The sequence below is a fragment of the Vibrio sp. YIC-376 genome (assembly GCF_052353105.1).
GTDB lineage: Bacteria > Pseudomonadota > Gammaproteobacteria > Enterobacterales > Vibrionaceae > Vibrio.
The window spans coordinates 607,271-631,961 of record NZ_JBBWFK010000001.1 but is presented as its reverse complement, the minus strand read 5'-3'; the positions used below and the strand labels follow the sequence as shown (position 1 = coordinate 631,961).

The window sequence follows — 24,691 nt, the reverse complement described above, 5'->3', positions numbered from 1 at the left end:
CTGAAGCTAAAACGGGTTCTGCGTTACTGATGTTTTTCCCTGCAGTGAGATCAACTCGGACAAAAGTGCTCAAATGGCGTTTCAAATGTGAGAATGTTTAAATTGCAGGTGAGTTTTTATGATTTTAGCTTCATATAAATGTCAAAATCTCGAGCATATTGAACACTATGACTGTCGATTGACAGCGTTACATTAATTTTTATCTCCAAGAATTTCGGTCTTATGTAACATATTCATGAGACCATGCTTAGTTATTATCAACGATTACCAGTTTTGCTGCCATCACATGTTGGTCGTTATCCGTATCATTAAAGGTTACTTTTTGTGTTGAGACAGTTGTTATTTCTAATATTCTGCTCAGTTATGTTCGCTATTTCTCCGGCTAGTATGGCAAAACCATTTTCTGAGGGAGTTACAGGCGCACTTTGTATCGTACGTGCAGACAATAAACTCGTTCTAGTCCACGAAATACTAACAAATAGAATTTCACTGCCTGGTGGAACCATAATTGAAGGTGAGTCACCTAAGGCTGCCGCTCAGCGGGAAACTTGGGAAGAGGCCGGTTTGGTTGTCACAGTCGGGCAAGAGTTAGGTCGAACTGAAACGGCTGTCATTTATGATTGTGTTTCAGATTCAGAGATCATTGCCTTTTCGATGAATAATTCGCTGGATGGAAACGAACTGCCAATTTGGTTCGCACCTCACTATGGTGTTGAAACGGCATCAGCGATGTTATTGCCTCCGGAACAATTACCTCGCTCCTTATATCGTTACCCTGCTCAGTGGCAAGAAATCGTTCGTTATTTCGATGATGCCACGTTACAACCTGTTAATTATGTCAATCATTTGATTGATTCGGCACCACCGTTTCGTCAATTTGAATTGGGTTGGTTGACGGAATTACAAAGCTGGGTGGGATCAATCTCAGAAAACAGTTTACTGGCGGTTTATCAGATTGCAGATTTGGTTATAGAGCTAACGACGCCAGTCATTTTACTGTTTTTATTCCCGTTCGTGATGATGCGATTTGGTAGCCGCTTCGTTTACCGACTGTTCTTTGCTATTGCTGCAACTTCGGTCATGGTTTTGGTGGCGCAACAGGGATTTTCACTGCCTCGGCCGCATGTGTATGTGCCAATCATGGAGCTTACGCACAGTAGTGGTTATAGCTTCCCGAGTTTACCAATTGCGGTTTGGAGCTGTGTGTTCACGTTTTTATTTCAGAGAACGGGTAACTTTGGCTTGAATACCACAACGGGGATTATCGCATGCTCATCAATTGTGATTATTCTCGCTAAGTTTTTTCTGGGTAGCGCGTTTATTTTGGATATGTTACTTGGTGCGATATTGGGTATTTTGGTCGCCTGGCATGTTTTACGTCTGGAAAGCAACCCCGAGATAAATGTCGACCAACTGCTTACGTCAAAAGGCGTTTGGTTTGCAATGACGGGGGTAACTGCAGTGATATCGGTGGTTTGGCCACTGCCGGTATTTGGTAGCTGGCTTGCTGTTTTGATTACTTCATCGGCCTTAGTGATGACATTTGATAAGGCACAGGTACAGATAGATGTTAGGCAGATGATTTTCGTTACTTTAGTATTGAATTTGGCTCATCAATTCTATTTGTATTTCGCAACTACTGTAGCGTATAGCGGTTATTGGTCTTTAGTCTTTACGACTTTCCATTACCCAGTACTTATGTTGCTGTTTGTGTTAATAGTGCGAAAGCTGACTCATGACAAGCGTCAGCCAATAACCGCAGAAGAAGCAAAATAGGGAGCCAGGGACACTGCTTCCAAACATACCAAAGCCTCGCGATATGCGAGGCTTTGGCTTTATTACGTTGCCATGGGCTCAATTGAGTGAATCAGAATTTCACCTGATAGTTCAAGGTATAAGTTCGTCCTCGACCTTTATAGTCATAGGCGGCAGCTTCGTAGTGAGATGAGTACACAATTTCTGCTCTCTGACCCCAAATCGTTGTGTAATCTTTGTCCAATAAGTTCTGAACACCAAAACCAAGACTCCCGACTGGAAGTTGATAGCTTCCCACTAAGTCTACTACCGTGTAGCCATTAAGCTTGTTGTCATCGTCATCTTCATAGTCAAACATTGTTTGGCTTTGTACTTTTACCGCAAGATTCGAATCGAACCAACCCGCCCAGGCGTTCGCTTTTGAAGTGCTTGCTTCACCGGCGGTAAAATCTTCCCAACGGTCATCGCCTTTCACTTCCGATACCACGTAATGGCCTGAAGCACCAATCTGAATATTGTCATTTATCCAGTATCTCGACATCGCTTCTAAACCATAAACACGCTTTTTATCGTCAATTTCGTCGATAAGCATCGTCGTCTTGTTGTATGTGACTGACTTGTCAGATTGCGAGTAATAAGCAGCGGTCTGAAAGTTAAGATCACCAGTATCTAGACGGTAACCAATTTCAAAGCTGTTAGTTTTTATCCCCGACATCTTAGATTGGTTGACGTTAATGCTATCGTTAAGCTGCCAATGGTCGCCGACAAGTGTGTAGTTACCTTGTCCGTAATATTTAGCGGGATCGGCAAGGTCAAATCCTTGATTGAAGTTTGCCCAAATTTGCGAGTTGCTATTTAAGTCATAAACCGTGCCTAAGTTAAATAGGCCGATACTATAGTCGGTTTCTCCGCCAGGAACGGCGTCTGCTGAAGTACCACTACCTGCCGCAATTTTCTTCTTTTGATTATAACCAACAAAATCGTCAATTTTGTTCAATATGTACTGATAACGAACGCCACCTTCAACAAGCCAGTCGTCTGTAATAGAGTAATCAGCTTGCACAAAACCAGCGATTGAGCTGACTTCAATGCCTGGATAACGGCCAACTTTCGCATAAGTTTTATTGATCAAATTACCCGAATCGTTGGCGATAGTCGGATCGTAAAGCGCCTGATTACTCTCGAGCTTGTCTTGATAGGCGTCGACTCCGTAGACGATATTGAATCGACCCAATCTTTTGGCCAGTGCTGCTTTTAATGAAATGACATCAGTAATCTGTTGACCGGAAGATTGATAATAAGGAGTGTAAGTCTGGTCTTCTTTTCGGTATGAAGCTTCAGCAATCAGCTGATGCCCAAGGAACTGCTCATCAACGTACGAGGCGCTTAGCATCATGCGCTCTGTTCCATGTTCTCGGTCTGAATCAAAACCTTCTCGAACATCGACAAAGTCGCCTCCAATAATATATAGGCCGTATGGTGAGTCTTGTTGGCTATCGTAATATTGCGCCAGAAGATTGAGCTGCTTCGTATCTGAGATATTCATTCCGACCGTCGTTAGAAAATCTACGGTTTTGTTATATTGCAATGAACCCTGAGATATGTCTGGAGTTACGATGTCGCCATTTGCATCAAAGTAGCCTTGGGTCTCGCTGTAGATAACGGAAGCGCGAGCTTGAACCTTCTCACTGCCACCAGAAATGGCTTGTCCTACCTTGTAATCAAAATCTTCACTTGAGTTAAAACCAGAAGTGCTACCAACAAATGATTCAAACTCTAGCTCTGGACTCTGAGCTTTTTTCGTTATGATGTTTATGACACCACCAGACGCGCCAGCACCATAAAGCGAAGTAGCCCCCGACAATACTTCAATACGATCAATATTAAATGGATCAATGGCATCTAAGTAGCGGCTGATTTGACGGGAAGATTGCAGCGACACCCCGTCAATCATGACGAGCATTTTACGTCCGCGAAGGTTCTGACCGTAGTTGGTTCTTGCGCCACTACTAACATCCAAAGAAGGAATGGCTGAGGCCAGGATTTCTCCGAGGGATTTACCGCCTCGGTAATCTTGTTCGATCTGTTCGGACTCGATATACCAAACGGTGCCTGGGATATCACTGATAGCTTTAGGAGTGCGGCTGGAGACGACAACCATTTTTTCTTCAGCCACGTGATCTTCTGCTTGAGCTGCAAACACTGTACATGCTGTGGCAACCGCCATAGCAACAGTGGAAATCTTTAAACTTCCTTTTTTAATGTTCATTTTCTTCTCTATTTTACCGAAAGAGGACTTTTCTATCCTCTGAGCAGTTTTCTGATTTTCGTTTTTGGTTTCTTTAAATAATTCTTCGTCTCTATCGAACTAAAAATGCAGAAACGTTGAATGTTGTAGTAGGTGGATGGTTCTCTACACAGTTGCGACCACGCTTCATGTCAATGACACGTTAAACGCATCATTTGCTATTTAATTACAAATGAGAATCATTATTATTGTATTTTTGTCGTGAAAACACAATATGAAAATACAACATTTGTTTTTGTCTTCTGAATTAGGGAATTGAAATTCGGTTGCTAAGATGGAAAATTAAACGGCTAGGGTGTAGGAGAGCCTAAACTAGATAGCTCAAGCTCATTGTATGGGTTTGTAAAGGGCAGTGTAGAAGATGGTTCGTGGTTGTTTTGATTAACTATTTTTACCAGCAATGCTGTTGATTAGTTTTTCTCTCTCTGATTGAGGTACATTCATCACTGCACTGTAGGTTCGTTTCATAACGCGAATGTCGTTTTCTAGCAGTTGCGCTAGCTTTGTCGCGGCCTCTTGGTTGTTTCCTGTTAGAAGCAATTCAATGATGTCTAGTCGTCGCTGGCAGGATGTGCTCACCGAGGATTGAAGATGCATTGAAACCAGATCGGTGGCTTTGCGAAGGCGATTGTGTTGCTGCATGATGCCAAGTAGAAAACGATTACCTGAGCACGCAGCAAGAAGTTCATGAAATTCTGCGCTGAGATTAAATAGTTGGCTGGCGGTTATTCCCTTTGGTTCGACAATGGCATGAATGTGGCGGTCGCGACAGCTTTCGAGCGCGACGCGATTCAATATCCAGCTAGGTTCGAGAAGACCAGCAGGCTCAAAAATTAAGCGACAACGATAGCTTTCTGTGTGTCTATCGAGCGTATTCAATACGCCATCAAGTTGCCATTTGTAGCCAGGACTGCGGCGAAAAATGGCATCGTTTTCCAGTAACCTAAGGACATTCTGCATCTCGCCTCGGTTGGCGCCATAACGTTGTTGCAGCTCTTTCTCAGAAAAAGGGGAATCCAGCTGTCCAAAAAACAGATCCATTAATACGCGCAGGTACAACTGATCCTCGCGGGACTGCTGGTTAGCGTTTTGACTGGAATCCTCAATGTTTGCTGCATCGACTTGTAAAACGAAGCCTTTGTTCGGAAAAGCTTTCGTGATGCCTTGAGAAGACAAGTGCTTTAGTACAGATCGAATCGGCGTTCTGGAAACATCAAACCGTTGCGCCAGGTAAGATTCATTGAGGCTGGTTCCGGCTTTTGCATTTTCTGTCTTAAGCGAGGCGATGACTTTAAATAACAAATCTTGTTGGAGTCTGGTGATTGTTGTCATGTCTATGAGATTCCAGAAGCGGTTTTTATAAAGGCTTCATGGTAAACACAAACCAACATTATTGCTATAAATTGTGTTTTCACGACATAAATACAATTTTTATAAGCGACATAATAATTAAGTTTTGTTCTAACAAAATTGGTAAGGGGCAAAAGAAGAAGTTCGGTGAACTGCAGTGTCTTATATGCAGTTCTAATGGGGGCGTTTGAAACAGGTAGCTCTATCACATTTTTTAATTGCGATCCGATTGAATAATGCGATGTTTCTCGTCTTAGTCAGTACTCTCTGATACCTTTGCGCCACTTTGATCTAACCACATTTTCACTCCATGCCATCACAATATCGAATCGACAAAATTGTTGAGATTGGCGACACTCTTCACCGTAGCGGATGCGCGCCTTATAAAGTTGAAAAATACACTCAATTTTACGCGAAAAAGCACGGTGTAGATGTCATGATTCAGGCTACACCCACCAGCATCAACTATCAGTTTCCTGATGACAACAATGCGGTGGTTATGAAACGCTTAAAGCCCGCATCAATAAACCTTAGTCTGTTGGCTAATACGATTATTCGCATAAACCAACCGAGTTCTGAGCCTGTACCAGAATCTAAAGGTTATCCAACTTGGGTTATTGCACTTGCCAATATGGGGATTCCACCTGCCTATTTGATGCTGGTCGGCAGTACACTCGAAGCGGTGTTCATTTCGGTCTTGCTAGGCTTTTTGATTTGGGTATGCCAGCGAGTGTGTCACTCCCGACGCTCTATTGCAGTTGAATTTATTTCCGCGCTAGTCACTGGTGTTATCGTCGCGTTCCTGGCAAGTACCGGATTACCTATCCCTGTTTGGGCGCTATGTATTGCCGCGATTGTTTTATTTGTTCCTGGCTTGTCGATTGCTAACTCGTTGGAGTGTCTGGCGTTTAACGATTTGGTTTCCGGCACCAGTTTATTAGGACAAAGTGCTTTGACTCTTATCAAGCTCTTTGTCGGAATCGTTATTGGTTTAAACATTGGTGAAGCCATTTGGGGGCAAGCGCCTGCGACAACTTACAAGAATGAAGTGCCATTTGTGATGCACATTTTTGGCCTGTTCTTGATCTCAATTTCGCTCAGTATCCTCTTTAATGCTCGACCAAAAGACATATTGCTTGGGCTACCTGTCGCTGCTTTAGGAATGTGGGGACCATTTTACATGGGCTTCGATGCTGGCTGGGTTGTGGGCACTTGGGTCACTACCGTGCTTATCACGCTATATGGTACCTGGGTGGCTAAAAAAATGGAGCTTACAGGCTCAATCTACATCGTCCAGGGAATTATTATTCTGGTTCCCGGCAGCCGCGTTCTTATCAGCGCAAGCCAGTCTGTGTTTGAGCAATCCATCTTGCCGATCCCGAGCATCGGTTTGTCCGCATTATTCATGTTTTCCGCAATTGTTGCGGGACAAATAACGGCATACTCGATTTACTCTCCGAAGATTGAACGCTAGCGCACCGAATCAAAGCCCTATTCTATAGACAGTATTTATCTGTCAGAGAGTAGGGCTCTTTCCAGTCTTTCCGAATTCCGACCTCCTAAATAAATTAACAGTCGTATGCCGTCGTTCTTATTACACCTGAATGGTACGTAATGGCGACGCGTGTGTGCAGATTTATCATCAAATTGTCATTTACAAAACGTATCGCTGGAACTGAGAGATGAAGTAGGATTACTGACGCTCAAACTTTGTATGGATAGCAATTATATTTGTAATTTTGATCAACCATCTGTAGGCTTTTATCCACCAAATGGAGGAGGGGATAGTAATACTATTGCAGTGACATATCCGCCTTAGGCATTACCTAGCATAGAGGCGAATGTGATAAGCTTTTTTTATCTCGCTACTCATGCGGAAAACTAAACCTGACTCCATTGCATTGTGAACGAATTTTATTTAACTAGTGAATGACTTAAGAAGATTTCACTAGTCGCTTTGGCAGCTCTTAGTGCAACGTTCATGGAAAAAAGTAAAATAATGTTGAGCGAAAATTGAGGATGGAGAAAGTAAAGCGTCCATCTTCAGTTAAGAATGATGTAGCAACTTCGGGTTCAAATTTCTGGGCGAGTAGCGCTAGGTAAATACTGTTATATATGAAAAAAATTATCTCCTTGATCGTGTTATTCAGCCTTGCTGGGTGTGTAACTACGTCTACCAGTAATCCCGCTTTATCGACTGCGTATATAGACAAATGTCAGGATCTCGGTAAGCGAGTGGTCGCTCAAGATACTGAGTTTAAGCCTGCACTTTCATTGTCATCACTAGTTTTGAATGAGTTACCAGTAGTCGCAGAAGATTTTCAGGATGGCATTCTTACATGTAGCCTCGCAGGCGCTTCAGATAATGGTTATGCCATTGCTTATGCCGAGGATTCCGATATCCTTTTACATCAAAAGTTTAGTGGTAGTAATAAGAATACGACTCTGAAAAAACTGACCAAGGAAGTGGCTGTCGTAGAGCAAAGGCTTCAAAGTCTTGAGCAAGCGGAAAGAGAGCGTGAAGAGAGCGCTAAAAGAGAACGTGAACAGAAAGCAAGACGCGAAGCGGCTAAAAGTGAGCAAATAAAGTTTTGTCTGAATTTTGCCGAAAAGTATGCAGATATCTTGAAGGTTCACGGTATGACGGTTGGTAAAGTATCAGTAGCCAATGCCTGGGATAATGGTGATTCAATGACTTGTGTGAACAATTATGATGGCTTCTGGGCTGATGATGAAAAGGAAAATGAGCAGTTGCAAGAGCAGCACGTCGTCAATAAAAAGACTGGAGAGTATCAAACCATCTTTCGTTGATAGAAGCTAAACACGATTCATCTAGCAACGCGTTATGCGCCTTGTCATAACGATAGCCAAGGTTGCGATTTTGGTGGTGCTAAAATATTACACCACCAAAGCGGTCAGGTTGTTGTTCAACCTGAGCAATTAAATGTTCAGGACAAACTTTTCAATGGCTCTGGCCACGCCATGGTTATCGTTACTCGCGGTAATGTAGTCGGCAATTTTTTTAGTTTCTTCCATTGCGTTTTCCATCGCGATACCCAAACCTGCAAATTCAAGCATATGATGGTCGTTCTCCGCATCTCCCATGCAAATCACCTCTTCTGGTTGAATACCTAAGTACTCAGCAATAGCAGCAACACCAATCCCTTTGTTGCTTGACGGATTCAGGAACTCCAGGAAATATGCGGCGCTCTGGACTACCGTGAAGGTTTCGCGTAATTCCGATGGTAATGCTGCGATCACTTCAGTGAGTTTGCTTGGCTCGGCTACCATCATGGCTTTGATAATAGGATGGTCATCTTCCAACGAATCAAAACACATCTCTGTTACTTCAAGGCCATTAATGTTTGCTTCTATATCCGTATACGGGTTGTGCTCGGTGGTGATCAAGCCGTGAACCTGGCTAAACGCGTGGACGTAGGCTCCTAGTTCTTTTGCTTTGCGAGCGACTAACTTTGCCGATTTGCCGTCAATGATTTGCTGGTGGATGATTTCATTCGTGCCAACGTTTTTGACCATTGAACCGTTGTAGTAAAGGATGAAGTCTCTGTCTGACTTTATGTTCAACTCATCTAATTTATCTTGCATGCCTTCTAGCGGGCGACCTGATGCCAAAACGACGGTGACGCCAGCTTCACGAGCTTTAGCGATTGCTTGTTTATTTTCTTCCGAAATTACTTTTTTGCTGTTTAGCAACGTGCCGTCCATATCCAGGGCGATCAATTTATACATCTTTACTTACCTTAAAAAGTGGAAACCTTAGTATGAAACTACAAAATGGACTATTTTAACAATTAATTTTTGGTTTGAATTGACCTAGGCACGGCTCTCCATTATGGTCTCCGCCTCGAAGTTTTATGAGTAAAGTGAGTTCTGCGTTGTATAAGCTAAATGAGATGTTTGAAACCATCCAAGGAGAAGGGGTCTTCACCGGTGCTCCTGCTGTTTTTGTTCGCCTTCAAGTCTGTCCGGTCGGATGTTCTTGGTGTGACACTAAGCAAACCTGGGATGCGGAAGAAGAAGACCAGCGTTCAATTGGCGATATTCTGGTTAAGACGGAAGATTCACCAACATGGTGTGTTGCATCGGCTGATGACATCGTAGAGCAATATAAAAAGCAAGGTTTCAATGCGAAGCATATCGTGATTACTGGTGGTGAACCGTGTATTTATGATTTACGCCCGTTAGCACAAGCTTTTGAAAATATGGGGTGCCAGTGTCAGATTGAGACCAGTGGTACGTCAGAAGTCGTAACTACAGAAAAAACATGGGTGACAGTGTCACCTAAAGTTGCGATGAAAGGCAAACTGCCTGTGCTGAAAAGTGCACTGGAGCGAGCCAATGAAATCAAGCACCCGGTTGGTACCCAGAAAGATATTGACCATCTTGATGAGCTATTAGCTTCTGCTGAAATTGCACCTGAGACGATCATCGCTTTGCAACCGATTAGCCAGAAACCGCGTGCGACTCAATTGTGTATTGAGACGTGTATTGCTCGTAATTGGCGATTGTCGATTCAAACTCATAAATACCTAAGTATTGCTTAAGCTCGGAGAGTAACATGAAAAAAGCCGTTGTTGTTTTTAGTGGTGGACAAGATTCAACTACCTGTCTTGTTCAGGCATTGAAAGAGTTTGATGAAGTACATGCAATTACTTTTGACTACGGTCAGCGTCACAAGCTAGAGATTGAGGTTGCTCAGAAGCTCGCTAAAGATCTTGGCGTTGCGGCACACAAAGTTATGGATGTAGGTTTATTGAACGAACTGGCTATCAGCTCTCTTACCCGTGATGACATTCCTGTCTCGCATGAATTACAAGACAACGGATTACCGAACTCTTTCGTTCCGGGTCGTAATATCCTGTTTTTGACGCTTTCGGGTATTTATGCGTACCAGATTGGCGCAGATACGGTTATCACTGGTGTGTGTGAAACGGACTTTAGCGGTTACCCTGATTGTCGTGACGACTTTGTGAAAGCAATGAATACCGCCTTGGTGAAAGGTATGGATCGTCAATTAACGATCAAAACGCCACTGATGTGGTTAAACAAAGCAGAAACTTGGGCGCTTGCAGACCAATACGATGCGTTGCAAATGGTTCGCGAAAATACGCTCACGTGCTACAACGGCATCATTGGCGACGGCTGTGGTGACTGCCCTTCGTGTGACCTGCGTAAAGCGGGTTTAGAGAACTACCTGAACAACAAAGAGGTTGTTATGCAGTCGTTGGTACAAAAGCAGAACGTTCAAGATTAACTTGCTTAGCTCTGTGTGAGTTCTTTACTCAGAGCTGGCGCGAAAAAGCTCATTATTGACATCAATAATGACATTCTGTCCGTTTCTTTTTGCCTGACTCAAAGCTTGGTCTAACATCGTGTACAACTCATCAAAGTTCGTTAATGGCTTTGAAGTGGATAGATAGGCCAAGCTTGCAGTAACCATCGCTTCTTCATTTTTGTCTGTTTTGAACCGCTTCTCTGAAATGGTTTTATGTAAACTTTGAATTCGGAATGGCACATCAATTTCGTCTACGTTTTTGAGAAGCAAGATAAACTCTTCACCACTTAAACGTCCAATAAACTCGCCCTTTTTCAGCTTGTCTTGTACCTTCTTACATACTTGCTGTAAAACCAGATCACCAGCCGGATGACCGTACGTATCGTTAACTGATTTAAAATCGTCTAAGTCAATTAACGCGAGGACATATCGCATATCTCCACCAGCATTAGTGGTTTGTTTGTTGATGGTTTCTATACTGGTTGAGCGATTCAGTGCACAGGTCAAACTGTCTAATCGTGCTTTTTTACGTGTTTTTCGCTGAAGTATGATTGCCAGTGCTAATAGGAACACCAAACAGAAAACAACAATATTATAGATGAGCTGTTGATCTGTGAGTTTCTCAAATTCACTCTGTCTGACTTTGTGCTCGTTGTTCAGACGAATGAGTTTAAGATCGTACTCATATTCATTTTTGGTCAAATCTAATGCTTCCATCGCTTTTATGTTGTTGGCGTCCCTATTTTCTAACTCCAGCGAGGAGTAGGCTTCGTAGTGTGACAACGCGGCCTGGTAGTTACCCATACTCTCATGAGCTTTAGAAAGCAATAATTGCGCTTTTGCTTGCAGCAATGGTCTCGCATTATCTGTGGCCATCTTCAGGGCAGAATTTCCATGCTCGATGGCGCTGTCTGTATCAGAGTTTTTTAGGTAAGCAAAGCCTGCGGCTAAGTGAGCCTCGACTTGAAGATGGTTATTCTCATACCGTTCTCCTAGACCTAACGCTTTATTAATGTAGATTATCGCGTGGTCCAATTTCCCTGTTTCAGCCATCGCTGATGAGAGGCCCAAATAGACTAAGCCTTGCCCGTATGGATACTCAAACTGGCCAAGTATCATTAATGAGTTTTGATAGTGGGTAATGGCTTTATCAAAATCTTTGGCTTTTTCGTACATTGCCGCAAGACTATGTTCCACTTGTGCTACTTGAACTGGCGTGTCTTCAATCTGACGAGCGAGTAGAGCTTGTATGAGGTATTTTTCCGACTGTGCAAATTGTCCTAGCTCTGCCAATAGATTTCCGACATCGTTATAGACGCCGGAAGGGTCGCTTTGATGGGGCATATTTGCAAGCAAACGTTGGTAAACACTCAGGGACTTTTCATAATCTCCACGAAAATTGTAGTTATTAGCAATGATGCGCAACGCAAGATCTTTCGGGAAGTTTTCCTGATGTTTGCTCTCCAGATGACTCTCTAATGAGGAGCAGAAAAAATGCGCTTTGTGGTAGCGGCCCTGTTGATTCAAGGTGTAACAAAGTTGGTAATTCATCAAGGCTTCACCCTCGACGTCTGAACTCAGTTTCATCTGATCTCTTAAAGAGATGAAGCTCTCTACTGCCGCATCATACCTTCCTTGCTTGCGCTCACTTAAAGCGAAGATGTACTCCGATTCGAGATTCGCGAAGTGATTGTTGAGGCCTTGGCTATTTCCGTAGTAAGGCTGCTTGATGCTGGACATGTACTCATAAATTAAACCACTCATATACAGCTTCTCATTGTCGTAAGTTGCGGTGTGATAGCGGTTTTGAAGTAGGTTTAGCGCGGAATTAGCGTTGGTTTTTAGTGTGGACTGATAGATGGCATGCCATTGCGTGACGTTCTGGCTTTTTTCAATATGAGAGTCACGCGCAAAGACTTGACTGCATAAAAGCAAAGAGGAAAGTAGGGGGTAGAGCGTGCGCATATTTTGGTTTTATCATTTTTCTTTATTATGAATAGATTACTCATTATCTAATGAGTACTGTGGATGAGTGAAGTAGGGTGACGGAAAAAGAAGGGTGAAAACTATGCTCTTCGTCGATATTCGAAGCGAAAAGTTCAAAAGTGGTAAAGTAAAAGACCCCAGCATTGTGGGCTGGAGTCTCATCTATTAGTCTACATAAAGTTTCGCTAGATCTTGTGGCTCCATTTCTTTGCCTTCTAGCTGATCGTTCCAGTTTGTACCAACAAGAACGCCGTCTTCTGCAAGAGTAAGAAGCCAATCTTCAACAAAAATATCCAGAGGAATTTCTAGGACATTGAAATCAGCCCACTCTTCAACGTTATGTGCTTCTGCATCTTCTTTGGAAGACCAGAAAGGCATAACTTCACTATTTTCGAATTCGGTCGAATCGCAAGATAGCCAACCTTCCTCGTTGCGCAGACCCCAAACCAACTGGTTTTCTTTGGTTTCTGCAACGAAAAGATCAAGGTTTGCTTGGATATCTGATGTAAGTTTGCTCATTTCAAAACTCTCATTGTTATGACGTGGCTAGATTAACACTAAAGCGCCGTTTCCTAAAGCATAATACGGTTTCGCTTTGCTGCTAAAAACAAAAGGAGCCGAAGCTCCTTTAAACAAATAATGGTCTCATTTTCACTGGGAAAGAGTGGTTAGTTTTTTGGCAGTGTTGTAAAGACTGTCCACTCTTTTTTAACCGCCCCTTTATAACCGATGACCGTTGCAGTGACACGCCTGTTTTGAGCATGACTCACTTCATCCGTTCCCTGTGTTGCTAAAACAGTGTCGCCATATCCTACGATGGTTACTCGAGATGGACTAACGCCATTTCGTAGTAACTCGTTTCTGACGTTCTCTGCTCGACGCTTTGAAAGATCCAGATTGTGCTCTGAAGTCCCGGTTCGGCTAGCATAACCCTGAATTTCAATTGAGGTTTCAGGATATTCTTTCAAGAATTTAGAAAGATCCAGAATCTGTTTTTGGAATACTGGGTTTATTACGTCTGAATCATTGGCAAATAAAACACGAAGTTGCATTTTCTCTGACGTGTTTTCATAAGATCCACAACCGTCGTTGTCAATTTCTGAACCTTCTGGTGTGCCTGGGCAGAGATCTCTTTCGTTGATGACACCATCGCTGTCATCGTCAAGGTGATCAGCGCTTTGCTCAGCAATCGGGGTGTCTAAGTATTCATATTCGTCCCCTCTATTGGATGAGGAGCTACAAGCAGCTACAACGAACGACAGTGCAATAATAGTTATGTATTTCATAATTAGTACTCCACTTTTTCAAGCCACTCTTGCGGCAATTCTACTCTTAGTGCACTCAAAAGTTGGCCAGTTGCGTTCATTACACGATACTTGGCGAATTGCTCTGCATATTTTGCATCAAGGTAATCTTTACGAGCTTCAAACAATTCATTTTGCGTATTCAGCAAATCAAGAAGTGTTCGTTGACCGATTTTGTATTGCTTTTCATAGGCAATCACGGTTTGAGAGGCTGAATCAACGTGATCCGACAAAAAGTCTTTTTGTTGAAGAGTTAAGTCAAGGGCTGTCCAAGAAAGCTTTAACCCTTCTTCAACGTTTCTGTATGCGCTTTCACGCAAGTCTTTTGCCTTGTTGAGTTGATAGGCAAAATTGTTCGCATTAGCTACATCACTGCCGCCATTGAACAAGTTATAACGTAGTCGAAGCATTGCTAATGTTTCCTCACTTCTCCCTTTTAGACCGTCAGCGTCATCTCGCCATGTTTGTGATGCTTCAATCGAAATCGTAGGGTAGTAGACGCCCTTTGATTGCTTGTATTGGAACTTAGCTGAGTCGACGTCGGCCAGAGCTATCTGAATCACAGGGTGGAGTGCGTAGGCTGTACTCAGCGCCTCATCAACTGTAAACGGAATAAAATTTTGGTCTGCTCTTGGAAAAATTAACCCTTGTGGCGTCTGGCCGACTATGCGGGTAAACGTGGTATGGGTGTCATATAAATTATTTTGCGCCGCAGCCAAGTTACCATGTGCTTTAGCAATACGGGCCTCAACCTGAGTTAAATCAGCGGTTGATCCGATACCTGATGTGACGCGTTTTTGAATGTCAGAGTAAATGTCTTTGTGAACGGCGAGATTGTCTTCAGATAGCTTTAAAACCTCGTAGGCTTGCACCGCTTCCAAATAGACTTTTGTGACCTCAAGTGCCTTGTCTGACGCATCAGCGAGAAGTTGAAATCTTACCGATTCTGCATCCGCAGCAGTTCGGTCAATATCATTGAGTGTCGCACTTCCATCCCAAATTAATTGGGTTAGCGTGACGGACGCTTCTTTTCTGGTGTAGTCCGTGTCGCCACGAATAACCTCATCTGACGGGTCCAGTCCTTCGTAACCTATACCAGCATCCAAATCAATTGATGGTAGGTAAGCCCCTGATGACGCTTCATTTAAGTAACGTTTACTCGTGAACTCATTGAAAGCGCTTTTAATATCCGGGTTGTTTTGTAACGTCAATGTCACCGCTTGCTCTAACGTTTGACCGAAAACAGGTATAGACACGATTAAGCTGCAGCAACAAGCGTATTTGAGTCGATTCCATTTCACGGTATTTCTCCTAAAAATCGTGTTTCTTTTTGTTGTTTTATCTCACTAGTGAGACAGAACGCTACAATTAACAGTGCTTGAGTACTGAATAGATCAACCTACTGTTAAACCTAGGCTTTTACTTAGAAAACTCATGAATCCCCTATATAAACCTTAGCACATAGGACAGTAGTTGCTTAGCTGTCTAGCATGCTAAAACAAGGAAAAAGCGTGAATTTTTAACATCATAGCGCTCCGAAGACCGTGCTTTAGCCAGCTTTTTCAAGACTCAGCCCCTTGAGCCCAAAAGTTCTGTAAGCACTAAACATACAACGAAAAATATGATGATTTTGACTAAACTATAGTCGTAAATTATGAGGTGACAAACTTTTGAATTAGTTTGAGTGGGGCGAGGTAGGTATGGATCGAGTAACTTTGAGCTCTTTAATGGGCAGCATAGTAGTTATTGGGCTGGATGGGAATATAAGAACCCTTGCAAAAGGAGAATCCCCAAAGCCTGGTGAGTTAATAATCGAAGAAGTTTCAGATACTTCGGAGTTGGTTGTCGAGCAGGTCACACCACAAGGTAGCTCGATAAATGTTACTGATGACATTACCGCTCTGATTGAAGCTATTGGACAAGGACAAGACCCGACTCAGCTTGGTCAAGATTTTGAGACAGCAGCCGGAGGGGTTAATGGTTCGAGTCCTCAAAACACAGGGGCGATTAGCCGAACTGGTGCAGAAGTACTAGCTAGTACAAATTTTGAGACAATTGGAATAAACGGAACAGGATTCTCTAGTACACAAGTTCAGACTCTGTTGGACATTTTCCAACCTCAAGCTCCTGCTCCTCAAGAAATACCACTTCCTGCAGAGGTGGTCATTCAAGAAATTTCAAGTCCAACCGTCAATGAAGGTGAACAAGTCTCTTTTGAGATCACTTTGGATCAAGCAACCGAAGTCATTACGGATATTGAATTTTCTTTGGGTGACGGTTCTGCAGTGGGCGGTGCGGCAGGAGAAGATGGCGTTGACTACGTAAATACCACGGTATTAGTAACGCTGTCAGATGGAACGACCCAACAAATTCAAGTCAACGAAGATGGGACGTTCACTGTTTCTCTCCCAATCGGTGAGCAGTCTTTCACGGTGAGTTTAGATACTGTTGATGACGCTATTTATGAAGGTCCAGAAACCTTTACATTGTCTGGAGCAACTCCAGATCAAACATCTCCAGTTACAGGTACTGCGACTGTTTTAGATGACGGTACTGGCCCCGGATCAGATCCGGATGATGACCGTCCGAGCGTCTCCATTACGGATGCGGGTATCGTCGATGAGGGTGACACCGCTACCTTTACCGTATCGTTAAGCAACGCCTCAGAAGCAGCGGTGCAGGTGCAGTTGACCCTGAACCCGGATGAAACCGAAGCGGGCGATTTAGGCACCCTGGAATACAACACCGGCTCCGGCTGGGTGAGTGTGCCGGTGGATGGCATGGTCACCGTGCCAGCCGGCATGACCGAGTTTGATGTGCGGATTGCTTCGATTGGCGATGAAGTTTACGAGGGACCGGAAGATTTCAGCGTCACCGTGACTGGCATTGGTGCCGTTCAGGGCAGCGATACGGGCCTTGCGACCATCGTGGATGATGGCAGTGGTCCTGAGCCAGATCCGGATGATGACCGTCCGAGCGTATCCATTACGGATGCGGGCATCGTCGATGAGGGTGACACCGCGACCTTTACGGTTTCGTTAAGCAACGCCTCAGAAGCAGCGGTGCAGGTGCAGTTGACCTTAAACCCGGACGAAATCGAAGCGGGCGATTTAGGCACCCTGGAGTACAACACCGGCTCCGGCTGGGTGAGTGTGCCAGTGGATGGCATGATCACTGTGCCAGCGGGCATGACCGAGTTTGATGTGCGTGTTGCTTCGATTGGCGATGAAGTTTACGAGGGACCGGAAGATTTCAGCGTCACCGTGACCGGCATTGGTGCCGTTCAGGGCAGCGATACGGGCCTTGCGACCATCGTGGATGACGGCAGTGGTCCTGAGCCGGATCCGGATGATGACCGTCCGAGCGTATCCATTACGGATGCGGGCATTATTAATGAAGGCGACACCGCGACCTTTACCGTATCGTTGAGCAACGCCTCAGAAGCAGCGGTGCAGGTGCAGTTGACCTTAAACCCGGATGAAACCGAAGCGGGCGACGTGGGTACATTGGAATACAACACTGGCTCCGGCTGGGTGAGTGTGCCGGTGGATGGCATGGTCACTGTGCCAGCGGGCATGACCGAGTTTGATGTGCGGATTGCTTCGATTGGCGATGAAGTTTACGAGGGACCGGAAGATTTCAGCGTCACTGTGACTGGCATTGGTGCCGTTCAGGGCAGCGATACGGGCCTTGCGACCATCGTGGATGACGGCAGTGGTCCTGAGCCGGATCCGGATGATGACCGTCCGAGCGTATCCATTACGGATGCGGGCATCATTGATGAAGGCGACACCGCGACCTTTACCGTGTCGTTGAGCAACGCCTCAGAAGCAGCGGTGCAGGTGCAGTTGACCTTAAACCCGGATGAAACCGAAGCGGGCGACGTGGGTACATTGGAATACAACACTGGCTCCGGCTGGGTGAGTGTGCCAGTGGATGGCATGGTCACTGTGCCAGCGGGCATGACCGAGTTTGATGTGCGGATTGCCTCCGTTCAGGATGAGGTTTACGAGGGCGCGGAAGATTTCAGCGTCACCGTGACCGGCATTGGTGCTGTTCAGGGCAGCGACACAGGACTTGCGACCATCGTGGATGATGGCAGTGGTCCTGGACCGGATCCGGATGATGACCGACCAAGCGTCTCTATCACGGATGCGGGCATTATTAATGAAGGCGACACCGCGACCTTTACCGTGTCGTTGAGCAACGCCTCAGAAGCAGCGGTACAGGTGCAGTTGACCTTAAACCCGGATGAAACCGAAGCGGGTGATTTAGGCACCCTGGAATACAACACCGGCTCCGGCTGGGTGAGTGTGCCGGTCGATGGCATGGTCACCGTGCCGGCGGGCATGACCGAGTTTGATGTGCGGATTGCCTCCGTTCAGGATGAGGTTTACGAGGGCGCGGAAGACTTTAGCGTCACTGTAACCGGTATTGGTGCTGTTCAGGGCAGCGATACCGGCCTTGCGACCATCGTGGATGACGGCAGTGGCCCTGGACCGGATCCGGATGATGACCGACCAAGCGTCTCTATCACGGATGCGGGCATTATTAATGAAGGCGACACCGCGACCTTTACGGTGTCGTTGAGCAACGCCTCAGAAGCGGCGGTGCAGGTGCAGTTGACCTTAAACCCGGATGAAACCGAAGCGGGCGATTTGGGCACCCTGGAATACAACACCGGCTCCGGCTGGGTGAGTGTGCCGGTCGATGGCATGGTCACCGTGCCAGCGGGCATGACCGAGTTTGATGTGCGGATTGCCTCCGTTCAGGATGAGGTTTACGAGGGCGCGGAAGATTTCAGTGTTACCGTGACCGGTATTGGTGCCGTTCAGGGCAGCGACACAGGCCTTGCGACCATCGTGGATGATGGCAGTGGTCCTGGACCGGATCCGGATGATGACCGTCCGAGCGTCTCCATTACGGATGCGGGCATTATTAATGAAGGCGACACCGCGACCTTTACGGTGTCGTTGAGCAACGCCTCAGAAGCGGCGGTGCAGGTGCAGTTGACCTTAAACCTGGATGAAACCGAAGCGGGCGATTTAGGCACCCTGGAATACAACACCGGCTCCGGCTGGGTGAGTGTGCCGGTGGATGGCATGGTCACTGTGCCAGCGGGCATGACCGAGTTTGATGTGCGGATTGCCTCCGTTCAGGATGAGGTTTACGAGGGCGCAGAAGATTTCAGCGTCACCGTGACCGGCATTGGTGCCGTTCAGGGCAGCGACACAGGCCTTGCGACCATCGTGGATGACGGCAGTGGCCCTGGACCGGATCCGGATGATGACCGACCAAGCGTATCCATTACGGATGCGGGCATCATTAATGAAGGCGACACCGCGACCTTTACCGTGTCGTTGAGCAACGCCTCAGAAGCAGCGGTGCAGGTGCAGTTGACCTTAAACCCGGATGAAACCGAAGCGGGCGATTTGGGCACGTTGGAATACAACACTGGCTCCGGCTGGGTGAGTGTGCCGGTCAATGGCATGGTCACCGTGCCGGCGGGCATGACCGAGTTTGATGTGCGGATTGCCTCCGTTCAGGATGAGGTTTACGAGGGCGCGGAAGATTTCAGCGTCACCGTGACCGGCATTGGTGCCGTTCAGGGCAGCGACACAGGCCTTGCGACCATCGTGGATGACGGCAGTGGTCCTGGGCCGGATCCGGATGATGACCGACCAAGCGTCTATATCGTTGAAGATAGCGTGGGCGTCAATGAAGGTAATGACGCGGTCTATACCGTTAAGTTGTCGGCTGCCGCAGATATCGATGTGACGGTAAGGCTCAATACCTCAACCGACGGCAGCAATACGGCGGAAGCGGATGATATCGGTAGCTTTGTGGTGACCCTGGCCGATGGCGTGACGGTAGTCACCGTGAATCCTGACGGCACATATACCATTCCTGCCGGTCTGACTGAGCTGAAAGTAACGGTGCCAACCACGGATGATGCCGTCTACGAAGGCGATGAAACCTTCACGGTGGCGGTGCAAGGCGATTCGGGCGTACTCGGCAGTGATAGTGCACTTGGCATTATTTACGATGGTGGCAACGGCCCTGGACCGGATCCGGATGATGACCGTCCAAACGTCTATATCGTTGAAAACAGTGTGGGCGTCAATGAAGGCAGTGACGCGGTGTATACCGTTAAGTTGACTGCAGCTGCAGATATCGATGTAACGGTAAGATTGAACACATCAACCGGTGGAGCTAATACTGCTGAGCCAGATGACATCGGTTCAATTAAGGTGACATTAGCTGATGGGGTAACCGTGGTGAATGCCAACGGTGACGGCACGTATACCATTCCTGCCGGTCAGACCGAGCTGAAATTAACGGTGCCAACCACGGATGATGACATCTACGAAGGTGATGAAACCTTCACGGTTGCGGTGCAAGGGGCTACGGGAGTGCTCGGTACTGACACCGCACTAGGTATTATTTATGACGGTGGTAACGGTCCTGGACCGGATCCAGACGATGATCGCCCGAGAGTATCCATTTCGGATGCAGGTACCATTAATGAAGGAGAAACCGCTACTTTTACCGTGTCGTTGAGCAACGCCTCAGAAGCGGCGGTACAGGTTAAGTTGACTCTGAACCCGGATGAAACCGAAGCGGGTGACCTTGGAACACTAGAATACAACACCGGCTCAGGCTGGGTAAGTGTTCCTGTGGATGGTATGGTCACCGTGCCAGCCGGCATGACCGAGTTTGATGTGCGTATAGCCTCCATTCAGGATGAGGTCTACGAGGGTGCGGAAGACTTTAGCGTCACCGTAACTGGTGTTGGTGTTGTTCAGGGCAGCGACACTGGCCTTGCGACCATCGTGGATGACGGCAGTGGCCCTGGGCCGAATCCGGATGATGACCGTCCGAGCGTATCCATTACGGATGCGGGCACCATTGATGAAGGTAATTTCGCTACATTTATCGTGTCATTGAGTAACGCCTCAGAAGCGGCGGTGCAGGTTCAGTTGACCCTGAATCTGGACGAAACCGAATTGGGTGACCTTGGAACACTAGAATACAACACCGGCTCAGGTTGGGTAAGTGTTCCTGGGGATGGCATGGTCACCGTGCCAGCCGGCATGACCGAGTTTGATCTGCGTATCGAAACGATTGATGACGGCGTGTACGAAGGACCGGAAGACTTTAGCGTCACAGTAACTGGCTTGGGGCCTGTGCAAGGCAGTGACACTGGTCTGGCGACCATCGTGGATAATTCACCTCCAATAGCTCGTGATTTCATCATATCTCTAAATGTCCAAGAAGGTATTTTCCCTGTTCAGGATGTTGAGTTTGATGGACTAACAAGCTCTGGTGAACAGCGTGTTGAAGACTTAGAAGATGATACCCATCAATACAATGGCACTGATGGGCCAGAAAATGATGCTGATATAGAAATTGTCATAACCTCATTACCTGAACATGGCGAGCTCTACTATGTGGATAGCAATGGTAATGAAGTCATCATCGATCAAGACTTTTTAAATGATCCGAATAACAAGTTGTATGAAGATACAGACATTAAGTACCGTCTGACTGAAGACTTCTTTGAAGAGCAGAGCTTTGATACTGCAGATCTTCTTGAAGACCAAGGGAAAGATATCTTGGTTGGATCCTATACTCCACCTAACTCGAACTTAACTTTCACTGGTGGTCAGATAATTACTATTGGTAATAGCATTATCTTTGATTCCGATGCTCAGATTTCAGTCGATTTTGCGAATCAACAGGTTGGGTTAGTTGTTATTTCTCCGAGTGAAACGGGTCAGGGTGATGAAATCAGTACAAGTGAATATATTACGCTAGAACTGGATGACGATTTATCAGCAAACGAAGCGAAACTGAGTTTAGCCAGTCTGAATGACCGCTTCAACAGTGGTGCTGCATGGTTAACGGCGTACATCTTCCTAAATGGTGCTCTTGTTGATGTTCAGCAGTTTTACTCAACTGATATTACTTATACAGGTAATCATGAAGGATTTATCACAGTTGCGATGGCGAATGGTAGCTTTGATGAAATTCGACTTACTCCAGACACCAGTAGTTCGAGTGACAAGGCGGGCTTCACTTTGGTTGGGACTGAAATTACCAGCTTTACAGACGTAAATGATGACTTCACTTATCAAGCAATAGACACAGACGGAGCGGTAAGTAACGAAGCGACGGTATCTGTTAACTTTGATAACGTCACTTCCGATTCTGTATCAACAGCTAACTATGATTCACAGTCACTCACATTGACAGCGGCAGCAGATGCCGAATCCAATATCATTCTAGGTGACGATGGAGATGATGACTTAGTTGGCACCAGTGGTGATGATATTTTAATCGGTGGTTTAGGTAATGATATCTTGACTGGTGGTGAGGGTGATGATGTCTTCAAATGGACAGAAATGAAGACAGCAACCGATACGGTTACCGATTTTGAAGCTGGTGACAAGCTTGACTTCACTGATTTGTTTGAGGACATGAGTCAGAGTGATATCACCGTATTGCTTGATGATTTAGGCTCAGGCGATTTCAGCGGACAAGTCGATGACATTAGTATCTCAGTGACAGAAAGAGGCCATAATTCAATCTTGATGATTCATAAAGGCGGTATGGATTTAGAGGTTAATTTTGACGGTGCTTCTGCGGCAGATATCGCAAATAGCTTGATTAGTAACTTGGAGCAGTTACGAGAATAGAAACAGTTAAGCACTAAAAAAACGGAGCGAAAGCTCCGTTTTTTGATCTGATGCTTGTAGTAAAGGTCTAAAGCACTTTACAAGCAAAGCCTTTCAGGTAGAAACCTTCAGGGTAGGCCGTGTCAGTTGGGTGATCTGCCGCTTGCTCAAAACGTTCAACAAACTTCACTTGACGATTCGCGTCTACAGCAGCATCTGCGATGATTTTCTGGAACAGGACTTGGTCCATCAAGCCTGAGCAAGAATACGTAAGTAAAGTGCCACCTGGGTTTAGAATTTGCATCGCTAGCATGTTGATGTCTTTATAGCCACGACACGCACCATTTAGCTGTGCTTTACTCTCAGCAAATTTAGGTGGATCCATGATGACTACGTCAAATTTAGTACCTTGGTCACGGTACTCACGAAGCAGTTTAAATACATCTGCATTCAGGAAAACCGCGCGCTTTTTCGATATATCAAACTCATTCAATTCTGCGTTGTATTTTGCTGTGTCCAGAGCTGGCTGAGAAACGTCGGCGTTAATAACACGCTTCGCTCCACCTTTAAGTGCGTAAAGACCAAAGCCACCTGTATAAGAGAAGCAGTTTAGTACTTCTTTATCTTTTACGTATTTCATGGCTTGTTGACGACTGTCGCGTTGGTCGAGGTAGAAACCAGTTTTGTGTCCACCAACGATATCTACGCTGATCTTCACACCGTTTTCTTCTATAACCACAGATTTTGGTGGTGTGTCACCATGCAGTACGCCAGTTGTCTCTTGCAAACCTTCTTTCTTACGCACGGCTACGTCAGAGCGCTCGTAAACATTACAATCTGGGAAACATTCAACAAGGGCATCAACAATCGCTTGTTTGTTGTATTCCGCACCAGCGCTCAGTAGCTGACAAACAAAGAAGTTTTGGTAGCGGTCGATAGTGACGCCTGGTAAGCCGTCAGACTCGGCTGCAATCAAGCGGTAGCCTGTTAATCCGTCTCGTTCAATCACATCCTCTCGCAGAAGCTGTGCGTTTTTAAAACGCTTAACGAAAAATGCTTTGTTGATGTCCTCTTTTTCAAAACTCCAAATACGAGCACGAATTTGCGAAGCTGGTGAATATGCTGCTTTTGCTAGCCATTTACCGTCGTGAGTGAATACATCAACAGTTTCACCAAGAGCTGGCTCGCCCTCAACTTTACTGATGCCTCGAGAGAAGATCCAAGGATGCTTACGCTTCACCGATTTCTCACGACCTTTAACCAAATAGATAGCAGCTGTCATTTCTTTAGCTCTTGTTGAATTTTGAAAGGGGCGTATTGTCCGGGATGTTGCTGGTAAAAGCAATATCCATTGAAAATACAGCCGGTTCTCTCCATCGCGGTCCAGCGGTTCGTAGATTTATGGCAAAGAAAGCAGGAGCGGCATTCTTTCTTTGATTTTTAACTTAATGAGATACTTATCAATCCTGAGGAACGGAATTTCTTCCATAATTATTATAACTATACTCAAACCCACTATCCTTATACCAATCACAGTAAGTAAGTGATAAGAAATAGCGTAGGAAAAATGCTTGAGAACAAGGCAGAGTTTTTCGATAAGTAGTTATTCTACAATCAAAAACTCTAACGCAGTTATCGAGTATTTTAACAAGCTAGAATGACCAGTTATTTACTACGATTGGTATTAGTAGGGTGAGAACGCCACGGCAACATATCATCCATTAGAAGAAGCGATATAACGATGAATCTAAAGTGTGAAAAATTTATAGTAAAAGGTCTTGTTCAAGGTGTGGGCTTTCGATACCAAACTTCACATCAGGGATTGAAGTTGGGTTTAACGGGGTACGCTAAGAATTTAAACAATGGTGATGTTGAAGTGATTGCCTGTGGAACTGACACACAAATCGATGAATTTTCTGAGTGGTTGAAACAAGGGCCACGGACGGCAACTGTGGATAGCGTCTCGCATGAAAACGCTTCATATAAACCATACCGTGGCTTTAAGATTTTATAG

Annotated in this window: 15 protein-coding genes; 7 read left to right on the top strand and 8 right to left on the bottom strand. The window is 45.5% G+C overall.

Annotated elements, in window-relative coordinates; genetic code table 11:
- Positions 1-324 precede the first annotated feature (324 nt).
- Positions 325-1,776 (top strand): NUDIX domain-containing protein, encoded by a 1,452-nt coding sequence (locus WJM94_RS02805; protein ID WP_444492719.1) that lies wholly within the window; start codon positions 325-327, stop codon positions 1,774-1,776.
- 91 nt (positions 1,777-1,867) lie between these two features.
- On the opposite strand, the gene WJM94_RS02800 is transcribed toward WJM94_RS02805, so the two are convergent.
- Together WJM94_RS02800 and WJM94_RS02795 are read right to left on the bottom strand one after the other, a co-directional pair.
- Complete coding sequence (locus WJM94_RS02800) at positions 1,868-4,024, bottom strand: TonB-dependent receptor (RefSeq protein ID WP_444492718.1); 2,157 nt, start codon at positions 4,022-4,024, stop codon at positions 1,868-1,870.
- Between the two features lie 420 nt (positions 4,025-4,444).
- Positions 4,445-5,401 carry a GntR family transcriptional regulator gene (locus tag WJM94_RS02795; protein WP_444492998.1) on the bottom strand — a complete coding sequence of 319 codons (957 nt, stop codon included), beginning with the start codon at positions 5,399-5,401 and terminating at the stop codon, positions 4,445-4,447.
- Positions 5,402-5,723: 322 nt separating this feature from the next.
- Here WJM94_RS02795 and WJM94_RS02790 point away from each other — a divergent pair, with 322 nt between their 5' ends.
- The gene (locus tag WJM94_RS02790) at positions 5,724-6,887 is read left to right on the top strand and encodes a threonine/serine ThrE exporter family protein (RefSeq protein ID WP_444492717.1); all 1,164 of its coding nucleotides are present in this window, start codon (positions 5,724-5,726) and stop codon (positions 6,885-6,887) included.
- A gap of 641 nt (positions 6,888-7,528) precedes the next feature.
- Positions 7,529-8,224, top strand: coding sequence for a hypothetical protein (locus WJM94_RS02785; RefSeq protein WP_444492716.1), 696 nt, complete (start codon positions 7,529-7,531; stop codon positions 8,222-8,224).
- Between the two features lie 129 nt (positions 8,225-8,353).
- On the opposite strand, the gene WJM94_RS02780 is transcribed toward WJM94_RS02785, so the two are convergent.
- Positions 8,354-9,163, bottom strand: coding sequence for a Cof-type HAD-IIB family hydrolase (locus tag WJM94_RS02780; protein WP_444492715.1), 810 nt, complete (start codon positions 9,161-9,163; stop codon positions 8,354-8,356).
- Positions 9,164-9,327: 164 nt separating this feature from the next.
- Here WJM94_RS02780 and queE point away from each other — a divergent pair, with 164 nt between their 5' ends.
- Together queE and queC are read left to right on the top strand one after the other, a co-directional pair.
- Positions 9,328-9,978 (top strand): 7-carboxy-7-deazaguanine synthase QueE, encoded by a 651-nt coding sequence (gene queE, locus WJM94_RS02775; protein ID WP_444492997.1) that lies wholly within the window; start codon positions 9,328-9,330, stop codon positions 9,976-9,978.
- Positions 9,979-9,992: 14 nt separating this feature from the next.
- Complete coding sequence (gene queC, locus WJM94_RS02770) at positions 9,993-10,688, top strand: 7-cyano-7-deazaguanine synthase QueC (protein WP_444492714.1); 696 nt, start codon at positions 9,993-9,995, stop codon at positions 10,686-10,688.
- Positions 10,689-10,712: 24 nt separating this feature from the next.
- Here queC and WJM94_RS02765 read toward each other — a convergent pair whose 3' ends face one another.
- The 4 genes from WJM94_RS02765 to WJM94_RS02750 form a co-directional block, all read right to left on the bottom strand.
- A complete protein-coding gene (locus tag WJM94_RS02765) occupies positions 10,713-12,674 on the bottom strand; it encodes a tetratricopeptide repeat-containing diguanylate cyclase (protein WP_444492713.1) in 1,962 nt (653 codons plus the stop codon).
- Between the two features lie 186 nt (positions 12,675-12,860).
- Positions 12,861-13,214 carry a DUF2750 domain-containing protein gene (locus WJM94_RS02760; protein ID WP_444492712.1) on the bottom strand — a complete coding sequence of 118 codons (354 nt, stop codon included), beginning with the start codon at positions 13,212-13,214 and terminating at the stop codon, positions 12,861-12,863.
- A gap of 149 nt (positions 13,215-13,363) precedes the next feature.
- A complete protein-coding gene (locus tag WJM94_RS02755) occupies positions 13,364-13,981 on the bottom strand; it encodes an OmpA family protein (protein ID WP_444492711.1) in 618 nt (205 codons plus the stop codon).
- A gap of 2 nt (positions 13,982-13,983) precedes the next feature.
- Positions 13,984-15,300: a TolC family outer membrane protein gene (locus WJM94_RS02750; protein ID WP_444492710.1), complete on the bottom strand. Its 1,317-nt coding sequence runs from the start codon at positions 15,298-15,300 to the stop codon at positions 13,984-13,986.
- A gap of 399 nt (positions 15,301-15,699) precedes the next feature.
- Between WJM94_RS02750 and WJM94_RS02745 the strand changes: the two genes are divergently transcribed.
- Positions 15,700-22,698 carry a Calx-beta domain-containing protein gene (locus WJM94_RS02745; RefSeq protein WP_444492709.1) on the top strand — a complete coding sequence of 2,333 codons (6,999 nt, stop codon included), beginning with the start codon at positions 15,700-15,702 and terminating at the stop codon, positions 22,696-22,698.
- A gap of 67 nt (positions 22,699-22,765) precedes the next feature.
- Here WJM94_RS02745 and WJM94_RS02740 read toward each other — a convergent pair whose 3' ends face one another.
- Positions 22,766-23,959, bottom strand: a complete 1,194-nt coding sequence (locus WJM94_RS02740; protein ID WP_444492708.1) for a class I SAM-dependent methyltransferase — start codon at positions 23,957-23,959, stop codon at positions 22,766-22,768.
- Between the two features lie 459 nt (positions 23,960-24,418).
- On the opposite strand from WJM94_RS02740, the gene yccX reads away from it, so the two are divergent.
- Entirely contained in the window at positions 24,419-24,691 is a 273-nt protein-coding gene (gene yccX, locus WJM94_RS02735; protein WP_444492707.1) for an acylphosphatase, read from the top strand.